13 protein-coding genes and 1 tRNA gene are annotated in these 14,325 nt (G+C 44.5%); 3 read left to right on the top strand and 11 right to left on the bottom strand.

Going from position 1 to position 14,325, the window contains the following annotated elements; genetic code table 11:
* The 11 genes from BP727_RS09100 to BP727_RS09050 all read right to left on the bottom strand — a co-directional run.
* On the bottom strand, positions 1 to 1,815 hold a 1,815-nt coding region (locus BP727_RS09100), incomplete at its 3' end, for a hypothetical protein (protein WP_286858440.1).
* An 814-nt stretch (positions 1,816 to 2,629) separates the two neighbouring features.
* A complete protein-coding gene (locus tag BP727_RS09095) occupies positions 2,630 to 3,214 on the bottom strand; it encodes a hypothetical protein (protein ID WP_286858438.1) in 585 nt (194 codons plus the stop codon).
* A complete protein-coding gene (locus BP727_RS09090; RefSeq protein ID WP_286858436.1) occupies positions 3,211 to 3,591 on the bottom strand; it encodes a hypothetical protein in 381 nt (126 codons plus the stop codon). The genes BP727_RS09095 and BP727_RS09090 overlap by 4 nt, the downstream gene beginning before the upstream one ends.
* A gap of 256 nt (positions 3,592 to 3,847) precedes the next feature.
* Positions 3,848 to 5,266, bottom strand: a complete 1,419-nt coding sequence (locus tag BP727_RS09085) for a hypothetical protein (RefSeq protein WP_286858434.1) — start codon at positions 5,264 to 5,266, stop codon at positions 3,848 to 3,850.
* Between the two features lie 14 nt (positions 5,267 to 5,280).
* Positions 5,281 to 8,247 (bottom strand): hypothetical protein, encoded by a 2,967-nt coding sequence (locus BP727_RS09080; RefSeq protein WP_286858432.1) that lies wholly within the window; start codon positions 8,245 to 8,247, stop codon positions 5,281 to 5,283.
* 787 nt (positions 8,248 to 9,034) lie between these two features.
* Positions 9,035 to 9,910: a tyrosine-type recombinase/integrase gene (locus BP727_RS09075; protein ID WP_286858430.1), complete on the bottom strand. Its 876-nt coding sequence runs from the start codon at positions 9,908 to 9,910 to the stop codon at positions 9,035 to 9,037.
* A gap of 98 nt (positions 9,911 to 10,008) precedes the next feature.
* Positions 10,009 to 10,093: transfer RNA gene (locus BP727_RS09070), tRNA-Leu, on the bottom strand.
* 143 nt (positions 10,094 to 10,236) lie between these two features.
* Entirely contained in the window at positions 10,237 to 10,392 is a 156-nt protein-coding gene (locus BP727_RS09065) for a hypothetical protein (protein ID WP_273278345.1), read from the bottom strand.
* A gap of 87 nt (positions 10,393 to 10,479) precedes the next feature.
* A complete protein-coding gene (locus BP727_RS09060) occupies positions 10,480 to 11,361 on the bottom strand; it encodes a prohibitin family protein (protein ID WP_273278344.1) in 882 nt (293 codons plus the stop codon).
* 39 nt (positions 11,362 to 11,400) lie between these two features.
* Positions 11,401 to 12,297: a hypothetical protein gene (locus BP727_RS09055; protein ID WP_273270782.1), complete on the bottom strand. Its 897-nt coding sequence runs from the start codon at positions 12,295 to 12,297 to the stop codon at positions 11,401 to 11,403.
* Positions 12,294 to 12,824, bottom strand: coding sequence for a hypothetical protein (locus tag BP727_RS09050; protein WP_013719864.1), 531 nt, complete (start codon positions 12,822 to 12,824; stop codon positions 12,294 to 12,296). Before BP727_RS09050 ends, BP727_RS09055 begins: the two co-directional genes overlap by 4 nt.
* Before the next feature lie 188 nt (positions 12,825 to 13,012).
* Here BP727_RS09050 and BP727_RS09045 point away from each other — a divergent pair, with 188 nt between their 5' ends.
* The 3 genes from BP727_RS09045 to BP727_RS09035 all read left to right on the top strand — a co-directional run.
* A complete protein-coding gene (locus BP727_RS09045) occupies positions 13,013 to 13,360 on the top strand; it encodes a hypothetical protein (protein ID WP_048132322.1) in 348 nt (115 codons plus the stop codon).
* Positions 13,350 to 13,760 carry a hypothetical protein gene (locus BP727_RS09040; protein WP_013719862.1) on the top strand — a complete coding sequence of 137 codons (411 nt, stop codon included), beginning with the start codon at positions 13,350 to 13,352 and terminating at the stop codon, positions 13,758 to 13,760. Before BP727_RS09045 ends, BP727_RS09040 begins: the two co-directional genes overlap by 11 nt.
* Positions 13,761 to 14,035: 275 nt before the next feature.
* Positions 14,036 to 14,325: hypothetical protein (locus BP727_RS09035; RefSeq protein ID WP_286858424.1), on the top strand; the 290-nt coding region annotated here is incomplete at its 3' end.

Raw genomic sequence — 14,325 nt, 5'->3', positions numbered from 1 at the left:
TAAAGGTAGTCTCAGATTAACAAGCTCATCCTTCATTCTATCTTCTAGCGAAACAGTACAGTCAATAAAATCTTTAGCAGACATCTTAGAAGGTTTCAAAGCAACTTTGCTTTTAGGTTCCATCAATACTTTTGGCTTGGGCAGTTCTTCACTAAGGGTTACAGTAGCGGGGATAATTTGTTTATTGGCACCCTTACCATTATAGATTACTTGGCGGTCAGAACCTTGTCGAATTATAGCATCAACATCATCTGTCCTGATACCAATACAATAAAGTTTAGAAGGCACTATTCCTTCCGGATCTTTTATACGCGACCAGGCTTGCCAGGTAGCAGAATGAACACTTTGATATCGCAAGGATCTACTTTCGGCAACATTTTCAGTAGCAAAATCAAACGTATTGATGGGATTGTTTGCGATGCCGATTGCAATCCCAATTCTAGCAGAACATTCTACGCCAATAGAATCTGAAGATCTATAATAATCTATTAGGGAGCCTTTTGGCAATTCTAACTTCATCTTTATTATTTTTTCTTGAAGTTTTCTATTAAAGCATATAATATATATTGGTTGGCCAGGTTCTTTCGCCATTATATCTAAGATCTGATCTTTTATTCGCTTATCTTGGGTCCCGCTAAGATCTTTCCCGGCAATCACCACAGAACTATAAGTCCAGGTATCAGGGACAATGGTCATTTTGGAATTATTTTGTTTGATGTCAGGCACACAGACATTGGCAAGTTCACGGCCAGCGATTTCTGAAAACATTCCAGGATATTTTTCGAATTGGCTACCAGACACAAAGAAGACCTTAGCATTAGGACATATATCTTTCAGGAATAGCTTGATAGCATTTTTTATAGTAGGGGAATTCTCGGTAGGCTTACCCTTGACAGAATATGTGTCGCCAGTGCTAGAAGTGACCAGGTTTATAGTTATATTACGGCATGTCATTACAGATATAACGTCTTTCAAAAATCTTATATCATCATCGCTAAAATGGAAGGCAGCGCGTGCTTTTGCTAGTCTTATCAGTTCGGCATAAGCATAAGTAAGCGCTTCAGTGCTTATTGCGGCAGCATTTTCATAGGGAAATGATAGAAATGCTTCACTTTTATAGTGATCTCTGGTCTCATCCAGCTCCTTTATCATTTGGTCATTATACAATTTATGGCATAACTCCAAATAGTCACTATATATTTTTCTAAGGTTTATAAAATCAATTGGTATACTTTTAATAGTATAGTTTAAGTCAGCTGACGGCGAATTTTCCAAAGATATTATATGGGACTCATCAAACATTACTATTCCAACATCCTTAAGCATCTCGCGAAGTAACGCTATTTCAGATGTTTTGGAAGGGCTATAAACGAACACTAATGTCAATAACTTGTGATAAGTCATAGCCCGGACCCAGGCACTTTCATACCAAGCCCGATGCATTTCACAATCTGGATTATAATCGCAGGCACCGACTCGCGGGCAGACACCAACACCAGGTAAAGGTACACCAATTTCCAATACTAGTTCATCTATATGATCTAAAATCCATTTGCAGTATTTATGGCCAGGTATGGTAAGGGCAGAAGGACTAGCAGCTATCACAGTTTCAAAAATTTTGTTAGTAGGGGCAATTAATAACAGCTTATCTTGGTGGGTTTCCGCAATTTTAGTCACCGAAGTAGTAAATCCGAATCTTGTTGTTTTGGCAACAATAGCAGAAGGCCCGTCATACACATCTTCAGTAACTTTTAGAACATCAGCAAATCTATCATCATCACTATATACTTTGCTATACTTTAGTAGGCTGGTCATAGGACCACCAACCAAAAACTATATATACTAGAAGTATCAATATTTATTATTAGTAGCATAAAATTTTCCTAGCAGTGTTTTTGCGCGGCACTGCCTTTTTTATTTTTCTACACTAACTGAAGTGTGCTACCTTTTTGTATATTTTTAATATTATTACTAATTAGAATTCGAATAACGTCAGACATTGACATGTGGTTATTCTTGGCAACATCGCGTATAATTTGCTTTTCATTATTTGCTATCCATAGACTTATCATTTCATAATCTTTTGTCATAAAAACACCTTTATCAAATATAATAGCTTTTAAAAAATTTTACGGACTAACAATAACTTCTAATACGTTCTACTATATAAACCTTACGGTTGAAATAGCCAGGGACAATATTTCCTCAAAAGCTCCTCATTGTATCCGATTTCTGGTTTGGGGATTGGCTGTCCATCGATACATATTGGCTCATCGAAGATTGACCAAAAAGTATTTATAGTACTACGTCTACTACTCTTTATCATAATATTACCTCTATAAAACGCACAAGGGCGCTGCGAACGCTGCTTGTGCCATTATTATTATTTTTATTTAATAAATTGTTTCTCCAGTTTTCGCATGTTCACATTTCGTTTATAAAGCTCATCCAGGCCAACCCCAAGCACAAATCTGCAATATGCAGAAAGTGACATATCTTTGCTTGTGGCCATATCTTCCAACAAGGATTTTAATTCAGATTCGCATTTCATGCAAATAGCTGCATCCATTTGTATTGTCATTTTTAATCACCAAAGTATTACTTTTTTCTATAAAAAAATTATTATGTTTTATCTCTTAAATTTGCTTAATATCGATTCCAGGCTGCGGATTTGGGCATTCAGGGCCATGATTTCAGCTTCAATGGGCGCAATTTTTTCAGCTGCTTTTGCCCTGGCCTCAATGACTTCCGGAAGTGCATCATAGGTTCCCCGATTTCCCCCTAAGCTTACTACCGCTTCCCATTTGGATCTCAGCGAATCATTTTCTTCTGCCCTGATTTGATTGATCTGTGATCGCAGCTTTTCTATCTGGCTTTTAAGCTTGCTGATACTGAATTCAGTGAGCCCTAGCTCGGCAACCTTGGCATCTAGCTTTTCGAGAACGCTACTGTTATTATCAATTTTACCCTGAAGGGCTGCGATCTCCTTTTGGACCGCATTAAATTCCGCTGAATCGAAGGGGACTAGCTTGCCATTGGCGTCTATCCAGCACAGGGCCATAGTAGACACCTGCAGGGACTTTAAGGTTGCCTTCTGCTCATCGAATTCCCCAAAGGGCCTGATCAGTGGATCGCTTGCTTTTGATGTATCGGTTGCATAGCAGTTCACTCGCGCGCGATTTATAATATCACGGGCAAAATCGTGAAGCCTCATAGCCGCCTCTTATTTAGGAGGGACTGAGTTCTCCGGAGCTGTGCTCGGGCTTGCTCCAGTGTCGTTCTGCCGCTGCTATTCAATTTCATTTTTATTTGGGCAAGCTCGTTTTCGATCTCATTATCAGGGTGCTCAGGATCCGAAAAGAATATTGATTCGCGGCCTAACGTTTCTCGTAGCTGCTCTAGTGCGGCTTCTCTCTTGTAGTTTCTGCGCTCTTCAGGTTTTTTCATATTATCATTTCCAAAGTTCATTAATTTTATTTGCGTTATTTTTGAGTTCTCTCGCTGTTCTTTTATCGCGGATATGATGTCATCATATTCTTCAGGATCATCAATTCTCTCAATCCGAACGCGATTAAATTTCATTACTGTCATATTATTTCCGTGGGGTGATCACAATTGTTCCATGTGCCTCATCGAAAAGCATATCCACGCTCTTGATATCGGGCCATACGTCCAAAATGGCTTTGGGCACTGTAATTAGGCCGTAGTTGTGCTGGCTGTTTTTCTGTATCTTTCGAGAAAAAATCATTTTTATATTCTCCTAATCAAATATAATATGCTACAATTGTAATTTTACGGAAAAAAATAATTGTTTAATCAAAGTAATATAAGACTAAATTAATTTTACTTATGTTGCTCGAAACTCGGAACCCCATTGTGCAACTGCCTTGTCTAGAAGATCATTTTCGACCTCGTAGAACATGGTTTTAACAGCTTCAGGAGCTTGATCGAGTGGATGTCTATTTTCTGGAGTAGATGCATCTGCAAAGAAAACATTGCCAGATTTATCTACCATGAAGGTTACGTATTTTGTGGTAGAAAGAAGTCCAAGCGGTCCATATACGAGGACAAAATCAATTAGGTATTCTTGCCATTGTTTCGGAACTTCATGATTAACTTTCGCAAATTCTTGTTCATCTTCGGAAGGTCCTTCTGGGTCTGCGCCACGTTCCAATAATCTACATTCTAGTTCTGTTATAACACCGTTTGCGGAGTATTCTACACGCTTTTTGTTAACGCCAGCCATAACTCGAATAGTACCGCTACCTGTTTTAACATCAGGTACGTTAAATATGACTCTTGATCGTACCCTCGGAATCATACTGCAGACGGTCACGTTAATGCCGCGATCAATAAATGTCTTATACCATTCAACTAATGCTTCAGCGCGTTCCTGTGCATCTTCCTTGGTGTAAATGCTTGGATCATATACGATGGGAGCAACTATCCGGCCGTATTTTTCGATCCCTTCTGCATCCTCGTCCCAGCCATATATTTTTTCTTTTTCTGCATCAGGAACGTTAGCTTGGACATAAACGTCAGTTATGTTTTCTGGGATGACGGTAACCTCATTGGCGTATCCTATCAGGGTGGTTGCGTCGCCAGGTTCCAATACGAAAGGATCCAATTCTACTATCTCATAATAGGTTTTGTCGTCAGCCAGTACAATTATTGGTATGAGTTCTTCATCTGTAGCGAAGTAAAAATCCTTGGAGGAGCCCGTTGAAATTGCGCGGAGTGCCTCATTGAAGGATAGTTTTGATGGGGTGAACTGCGACTTCTTAATGCTTTGGCTAGTGGTCCTGTCTGATATGAAGAGTTTGGCTTCTGTTTGCGATTCTATGTCTTCTTGCCAGTCGGCTACCTTTTCACTGAAAAAGGTATCTGCAGACCATGACCTATCCAATGTTGATCCGGCACCAAACCCTGATTCACAAATGCAATCTATGGTAGCGATCTCATTGGTGTAGGCGGCGTCGTTTACAACCCCAGTAAACAGCACATAAGGGTTCGTGACTTTTGATAATGAAGAACCATCAACCACATTCCTTGTTATTTCCACGATTGATTGAATTCTTGTGTGACCGGGAATGAATTCCCCGCTTACAACTGCATGGCCGTACACCAAGTCATGATTGTTGAGGGTGACCTTGCAGGTAGAAGGTTCTACTGCTTCGGATTGGCTGCTAACGTGTTCTGTATTGATGGAAATGACGTCGTCTGATACGTCTCTTCCACCAATAAAAGTTATGTTTCGAATTGGCATTTTATCATCTCGCTTCAATATCCGTTCTTTTGCCTTAAGGCATCAGCTACGGTCTTCCGGATTCTTTTTTCAAAATCCGACTCACTCATTATTATTCCGGCTCGCGGGTCCACATTATAATATATATTAATAATTGGTTCGTTATTTATGGTGCTTGTTGTCGTTGTTTCGCTACCATATGCTATATTTTCAAGGATAGTTTGTAGTTTTGATGAATTCGCTACCTCGGCAGGAATGATTGGTTCTCCAGAATGCACTAAAGCAAATCCTGTTTTCTCCACGAATCCACCATCAGCGAAGCCCACAGTGTCCCGTAATGCGTTCCAGCCTGATCCTAATGCTTCTTTACTGCTATCGATAGCAGAACCTAGTTTTTCTTTGCCGCTGTCGATGGCCGCACTTATCCGGCCACCTGACGCACTATCAAGTCCGGTATATGCGATCTTTATAAGCCCGCTTGGATTGCCCAGGTCTGGTGTCAGGCTTGAAATGGGTTCGCCACTATCTACTTTTTCCTTGATCTTCGCAATGTCATCCTGAAGGGTTTTATCAACAGCCGCGCCCAGATCACCAAGGGGATCTATATTATTGGTGGTATTAAAAGTAGTGTTATTTTGGATAGATTTCGTATATTCTGGTACCGCATATTTGACGATATTGTCATACTCATAAGGATCTGTCATATTAGGACGGTCTTGCGGCACACCTGTTAAGCCTTCTCGATAGGCGGCCCTTAGTGCCTCATCACTTAGCTGGGCATACTTATCATAGTTCTCGCTGCCTTTTTTAGCGTTCCTTATGAATTCTATGAAGCCTTCTTCAGAGCCCGCATTACCGCTATCGCTGCCTTTCATCCAACCAGGAATCAAGTTGCTGATGGTGGTTTTAATATCGCTCACGAACGTCGTGAATTTGTCAATAAGGCCAGTGATGGTGATCTTAATATCGTCCACAAGCGTGTTGAATTTATCTGTAAGCCCTGACACAAGCGTGTTGAAATCGCTTACAAGGTCGCCTATTGAAGTTCGGACGTCATCGATGAAGGTCTTGAATTTATCTATCTGGTCGTCTATGCCAAGGTCCTTCATTACGCTGTCAAAGGCGTTTCGGACTTCCCCAGCCCAATAAAGTATACCATTGTAGATCCAAGTCGCCCAATAAACAATGCCATTGTATATCCATTTTCCGAAACCAATTATACCGTCGACCACAAATTTATAGGCATTTTGGGGAAAATTTACAATACCGCTGTAAATTCCATTGATGGCGTTCCAGCCCGTTCCAAGCAGCCCTTTGATCCATGAAGTGACTTCATCGATGGTGCTTATGTGCCCGGATATTGCAGAGATTGGTTGGAAGAGCTTTGTTGTAAGGAGTATGCTATTATTTTCAGATTCCTCGCCGCCCAATCCAAGTACGTTGGGGATGCCACCGGACTTAGCAGATTTATATAGGCTGTCAAGCCCTTCTATCGGGCTGACTATCGGACTGATTATGCCTGTTTCTATGCCAGCCCCCATCACACTACCTAATTTATCAACGGCATACCCCGCCCAATAACCGACGTCTTCTAACCATTTAATGAGGTCCTTGTTCATTTCGGTTTTAGATAGCTTGTCTAGTGCGTTGCTAAATACATGAGTGCGAGTTTCAGCAAGATACAGAAGGCCAGCGACCGCGATCAAGGGTACAGCTAGCAATAAGAGCGGGCTTAGTGCTGCCCATTCTGCAACCGCCAGTGCAGTAGTTGCTCCAGTTAGGCCGACAGTTGCTCCCGTCAATCCCACGGTAGTCGCTGTTGCAGCGACGTTCGCACTTGATCTTGCTGCCTTGGAAGTGACCCCAAGCCAATCCGTGACGATAAGAGCTTTAGAAACCACCAGTTGTTCAATTTCTGCAACAGTATGTAAATTCGTCCACACCACCATTTGCTTTAGTAATGCAAGGCCCGGCATCAAAACCCCATTAAGCAAAGTAAGAGTAGATACGAGTGCTATAGCACCGCCCGCAAGTCCAATAAGAGGTGCTGCCCCAGGAATCGAATTCAGGAGTTTGACGGCTCCCGTTAACATTTTTATAAAAACAGACATCACTGGGGCTAGACCGTCGCCGATAGCGTATTTCAGAGTATTTACGCTTACCAGTAGATCTTCCCAGGGCCGCTTATCCATTTCGACCTTCATATCGATGGGGCCGCCCTGTTCAATCATGTATTTGATGCGGTTTTTAGCAGAAGCAAAATCTGTGCTATTGGCATCAACGCCCATGGCCATAGCTAACTTTTCGCCAAACCGGCCACTCATCTTTCCTTCGGTTCGGACATTCTGCAGAATAAGCTGCTCGGGACTGCTTATGCCCTGGGCCTTCATTAGTTCCTGCTGCGAAAACCAAAAATCGGTGATTGCATCGGCTTGCTCCAGTTTTTCCGCTGAACTTCCTCTGAAATATTTGCCGCCAGCCATCAAAACGCTATACAGCTCTTGCTTTGTGTCTTGCCTTGTGCCTTCACCTGCCTCCACTTGTCCTTTCACGAACTCATCGAATTCAGTGCTGCTGATGCCGAGTTTTTTGTTGGCGTTTATGGCCTTGTCAATCTGCTCATTCATTAGCTTCAGGTCTGCTGATGTTTTCCAGGCCAAACCTGAAATCGCACCGCCCATTGCAATGCCAGCAAGCGAAGCAGCCAGAGTCTGCACGCCGTTATTCAGATCGAGGACGCTCTCTTTGATCTTGCCGAAAGCGGATACACTCTTCCCGGACAGATCGCTTGCTTTGGATGCGACATCTTGCGTTGAGGATGCAACTTTGCCCAGTGCCCCAGCTGCATTATTAGCGCCTCCAGCCAAACCAGAAACAGCATCATTCAGCCCGATCTTCTTATGATTGAGCTGATCGGTCAATCGATTGATCTCGGTTAGGCGCTGTTCCGGATTTCCAACAAGCTCAATCAGGATTTGAACGCTTCTGGCAAAATCAGACATGATTAGCTCCGCTTGGGCGTAATTAGTAACGTATCGCCGTCAAAAAGCATTTCTAGACAATTAAAGCCCGCTTCAGACCATGCTTGCGCAATAGGCCGTGGTATTGCCATCAGAGCAGCTTTATTAGCCTCGCTTTTGTCGCATAACTTTCGCAAAAATCGTAATTCCAAAAAAGACACATCCTTATAGGTAATAAGGGCGCAGCTTTGGCAGAAAAGCCGCGGCCTGGAAGAACAAACCGCAGCCCAAGAGTTAGCCACACCCTGACAGGATTAGTTAGTAAAAATATTTTTACTACTAATCATAGTAAAGCCAGAAAATCCAATTTTACGGATTTTTTATATGTTATAAAATACTTTTTGAACGCCTTGCCCACCAAATCTTTTAAGGGAGTTAATACGTTTCTAGTAAGAAAAACAAGACAAAAGAGTATCATCCCTAAAAAACCGTGATTTCGTTTATATACTCCCTCGCAAAAAACGCGGTTTTCAGCGCCTAAAACCCACGATCTCCTATCGGACGTATAATTATTGCTCAGAAAAAAGAACCGCGATTTTAGGGCTCATAAAGCCCTTTTTATCCGATTACTACATGCTTTCGGCTTTCTACAATGAATGATTCCAACAAATTTTTAAATTCGTTTTTATTACAGGAAATTATAATAATGCCTGATTCTTCATAGTCGCCCTCTTCAAAAAGAAGCGAAATGCTTGCTTTTCCTTCCACTTTAGACAAGTCTATCACCAAAAAGTATAAAGCCTGGCTCTTATTTATATTTTTTGGTGATTCAAAGCACTAAATATTGTTCATATGAAGTTCTTTTGGTCTTATCAGCCACATGGGCATATCTTAGCGTTGTATGAATATCCTTGTGACGTAGTATTTCCTTAACGATTCGGCAGTCGCAGCCATTGGCAATCATTAAGGTCGCGGTTGTATGCCTGCTGAAGACATGAGGGCCTCCTTGCTTGGTAATTCGCGCTTTATCCTTATAATAAGTGAACATCCTATTGACGTCTCCGTTGCTCCAGCGGTTTCTACTATCGGTATAAAACAGCGGAAACCGATTTTCGACTTCTATCTGCGGTCTCATTTTCAAGTATGTTCTTAATGTATCAACGCATTCTTCGCTAATATACACAATGTCGTCCCTACCTCCTTTAGTCTCACGTAACCTAAGTGTTCTTGTCTTAAGATCAAGATCGCTATCATCCAGCCTACATAGTTCACTGCTCCTTAAGCATCCATAAAATAAGGTTTGCAGCATAGCCAAATGCTTCATATTTGAACAGACTTGGAAGATCGTCAGAACGTCCTTTTCATCGAAATAGTATGGAAGTCCATCATTGACTTTAAGTCTGATAAAATTCCATTCGATATTATTCATTTTATAAAATTTCTTTATTGCAAAGCAAGCATTGTTTATGTGACCTCGCGATAGTCTCTTTTCGATAAGATAGTCCTTAAAAGCATCAGCAATTTCAGTGTTAGGTTCATCTGCCTCAGCATAATCCAGAAAACCACCTACTAGTCCTACATAAAGCTTAACGGTTTCATCACGTAGCCCTATCCCCATCAGATAACGCTTAAAACGGTCTAGCACCACGCCCTTACTGTATAAGATTTTAGGTCTAGTATGCCAATTGACCCCAACCTTGCTCATATTAGCCCACCCCAACAAATATACTTGGATATATTCACGTATGAGCAAACTAAGCCAATATAAAAATCACAAAACCACTATTCATCGATTAAATATTATGCGGGGAAAGGGATTCGAACCCTTGAACTCCTGCGAGAATAGATCTTGAGTCTATCACCGTTGGCCTGGCTTGGTTATCCCCGCATACGACCTGCATCTATTCGATCGACTTCCAGCAGATCGAGGATAATGCAATCACCTGCTGGTTTATGAATCTTGCCATCAGCATACCTCCCGGCCTGGGCCCAAAGGGGGCGGGGAGGCAATCACCACATAAAGCAAGCCTCTCAGGCATCCACGTGATTCACGCAGATCCAGTGATAGTACCCATGAATCCCCGTGCCCGTGACCTCGTCGAACTCCTCCAGCTCGCAGCCGCAGATCTGGCAGACCTCGCCATCCGGGACCTCGATCTCAGCATCATTACATAGCACGGTTACCATAATCGGTCTCCATATCTGTCTGCCAGGGGCCATGAAGCTTTCGGGCCGCTCTATGTGTTCGGGGAACATTATTAACCTTAATCACCCTCAGCTCTTCAGCCCAGGGGCGGGGAGGTTGAAGAGCACCTCTCCCCCGCCCGAGCCGATGGGCACGTAGAGCACATTGGGATTGTTCTTGATCGCCTGCACGAATTCCCAGGATACCAGGGTTGGCGTTACCGATTCTCCCTTGATCCGGTTCGCCTCGGCTATGCCCTTGGCCTCGATCACCAGCCTCTCCGCCTCCTTCTCAGACTGCTGGATGGTAAACTGCATCTGCTGGGCCTGCTGCTGCTTCTGCTGCTTGGTGGTGATGGCCACCTGGAGCTCAGTCGGCAGGAAGATCCCCCTCAGCCAAACTCTCTCGATGATGATGCCGGTTCTATCCAGCTCCATCTTGAGCTGCTTTTCTACATCCGCCTGGATCTCAGTCGACTTATTGGTGTAAATGTCCTCGGCAGTGTACTTCTTGATCTCCGCTCGAAGCAGGCCCATGAAGGAAGGAGTCAACTTGGTGTCCACATAGTCTCCTCTTACCGATCTGAAGATGTCCGGAGCCTTGGCCGGATCAAGGTGCCACAGGACGCTGCTATCCAGATTTATCTCCAGGCCCTCACGGGTCAACGTCCCGGTTACCTGCTTGTATTCTATCTGCTGGGTCTGGGTGTTCATCTGGTGGACGCTGGTGAGCGGGTCTTTGAGGTTGAATCCCGGACTCAGCACAGTATCGGAGACCACCCCAAACCGGTCCTGCACCCCCACATGCCCGGCAGGGATTATGGCTATGAATGATCCTCCCACTAAAACCAGCAGCAGCAATAAGATGATCGCAGTGGCAATGAAAGCTGTAGCTCCAAGAGAGAAATGCGGCGGCTTAGGCATCCTCTCTTTTATTTTTTCCCGCAATATATCGCTATCTATTCCGCTCATCTACTCTACCTCATTTAAAGATTAGTCCCTCTTTCTCCCCTATGCCATATCTCCATAGAACTTGAAGACCGTGTAGCCATTGCCCACCACCTTCATCTCCGAGACGCCAAAGAACTCTCTGTTCCAGCTGGTGGGCAGATATCTGGCCACCGCCAGAGCCACCCCACAGATGAACAATATAATGAAAAAGAACAGCCTGCGCTCAATTAGAGAGAAGGCGCCTATTAACAGGCAGATCAGGGATATAACTGCCATTGTGTTTCCCAAAAATACATGCTTCAGCCCGCTGGTGGTCTGAATGGTGTTGTCGTCCACCCGCTCGGCTATGAGCATTATGCTCTTCATGTTGATGGACATCGACTCTTCCAGCCGCTTATCTGTGCCCATCACATCTGAGGGATTCTCAAAATCAAACTGGGCACCATCGTCGGTCATAACCACCAGGGGAAGATCAAAGCTCCCCAGGAAGCTTCCGCTGGTATGCTTGCCATCGATTATGTACTCGTCCACCAGCTCCAGCGGCTTTATCCTTCTGATGAGAGCGACCTTTTCCGAGTCAGAAGGCACTTTCACAAGCCTTGACAGATTGACCAGATCGCTTGCCGCCTGGCTGGTGTCGAAGTTGCTCAGCCTGTTTATGGCATCCATGCCGTTCTTGAATACGAAGTCGTCGGCCACCTCCGGGAATATATTCCGCCCCGGCGTCTTGTAGCGGTTTTTAATTGCCTTCTTCAGTTCGGCCAGGCTTATCAGGAACGCCGGCCCCATAACCTCTATCTTATTCTCAGAGGTGATGACCTTTGGATTCAGAAGCTTCACCACCCTGGAAGAAGCCTTCCCGCCTATCTTCTCAGAAGCTAGATCATTGGAGAAAGAGTGCTTTATCGCCTCTAGCTCTCGGTCCAAGAGGCTGGAAATCTCCCTGATTTCGTTCATAGCTTGGCCGCTCCGGGCTGACCATCCAGGATCACCAGAGTGAAAGGACTCTGGATAGAGATCGTCCCCGTCTGGCGGAATGTCCTCTCGTCCATCCTCACCACATCAGGATCCCTTCTTGGCAGCTCATCCAGAAGCCTGGCCGGGCGATCAATCTCTCGGGCCAGATCCGAGCGCTTCGGCCCGCTGACAGAGCACATCCCCTCCTTCAGATAGAGGACGCCCGGATCTCTTGCCGAAAAAAAGAGCATCTCGCAGGAATCCATGCTCACTTCCAGGTCTTCTGGGTTGTCGATGTTGCAGCAGGTCAGCTGTCTGGACTGGAAGGGCTCGCCAAATCCCGAGATTCTTATGGACAAGGGCTCAATTGAACTAGCGAGGAATGTCGCCTTTCTGGTCCGGAAATATCGAACGGGTGTGCAGGCGAACTCACAATCCAGGCATGACTGCAGCCGCCTTGCAGTCTCCGGATCGATTCCCTCCAGGTTTGGCAATTGCCTCAATTCTTGCTGCGTATCTTGCTGCATATCTCTCACTTACCTAATTGGCGTTATAGATGTTAATAGCTTTCCTAATCCAAGGCGCAACCAGAACCCGCGGATATTCATGATCCGCCCCTTAAATTCGATAAGCTTCGATATCAATCTTCGATATCGATAATAGATAATAGACTCCAATTAAGTTAGTTATTTATACTCAGATTATCAATAATTGATTGATACCTGAACAGGTCGGCTTATCTGTTATACAAAATAAGGGATATAGGGGCTTTATGTTGATTTCCTTGCTTGGATACATGGGGATAGGCCTGATCTGGGGCTGGTGGATTGGCAGTCTAAGCGGCAAGATCACTCGTCCGCTCTTTGATGGTATAGCAGCAGGAGCAGCGACTCTGATGTTTGCTCTTTGGGCATTTTATCTCTCTGGCATGTGGGCTCCTGTGCTTTTCTTTTGTGCTGGAGGATTGACTTTATATCTTCATCTTGCCTGGAGACGAGAGCTGATCGATCGTTTTAGTCTGCCTGACTCAGAGTGGGAAAGGAGGCAATATCATGTTAGATGAATCGGTAATTCAGATGATTCAGTTGATAGGCGCGCTGCTATTTGGCACCATAATCGGATGGTATGTTTATCTAATAAATCGGTATAGAAAAGGCGATGTCCAGCTGAGCGACCTGGCAGCATTGATTGGCGTCATAGGCGGGAGCGCAGTCCTCGCTCTATTCGATCGAGAGGGCGGCCTCTTCGGAGCATATGGCATAGGGCTTGCCATTGGCTTTTTCTCCTACTTCCTCTCCCTGATTGTAATGGTATCGAGATCTGATAACTTCAATATTGACTGGTTCTTAGACGGACGACGCAGAAAGCCCTCCAGCGACTATGTGATCCCACCGGGCACTGCAGTGACGGTGACGCCAATGAACGCGGGAGATGGCAGCGGAGGCAAAGTTCCCCCGGATTGATGAAGACGCTGGATGGGCGCTCATAATTGCTCCTGGGAAAAAGGGATGTGTGAGATGGAATGATCGAACAATCCATAAGGGATCTCAAAGAAGCAATCTTTAGCGAGAAGGGGCTCAATCCAGATCTGCTTATTCACCTCGCGCCTTATCTGACTGAGCCACTTCTTTCAAGAGCGATATCGATTGCCTATGCAGTTTCAGATCCTTACCAGCGCGCTCTTATACTCCTGGCGCTGGCTGAATCCGCCCACCTTTCTGATGCCAGGAAAAAGGCCTTGGTGGATGCTGCCCATGAAGCTGAGCACGAGATTACTTCGCAACCGGAAAGAATCAAGGTGCTGAAAAGGATCCTTCTGCTCACAACCAGTCAGGACCGCATTTTAGTTCAGGCTGAGCTGGTTCAAGAGGAAAATTGGGAGGCAGATCTGAAAGGGCGCCCATCGATATCGTCTAAAGATCTGGAAAAATGGGATTTGATGCTCAAGGGGGTCTCAAATAGTGTCGACGATTTTAAGGGAGGGGGATGGACACATTATTCTCCCAAAGCGGAACAAAAAGGGCATCC

It is taken from the genome of Methanosaeta sp. UBA356 (assembly GCF_002496465.1).
Classification (GTDB): Archaea; Halobacteriota; Methanosarcinia; order Methanotrichales; family Methanotrichaceae; genus Methanothrix; species Methanothrix soehngenii.
The sequence above is the reverse complement of the archived record's forward strand: the minus strand, read 5'-3'. Positions and strand labels throughout refer to the sequence as shown.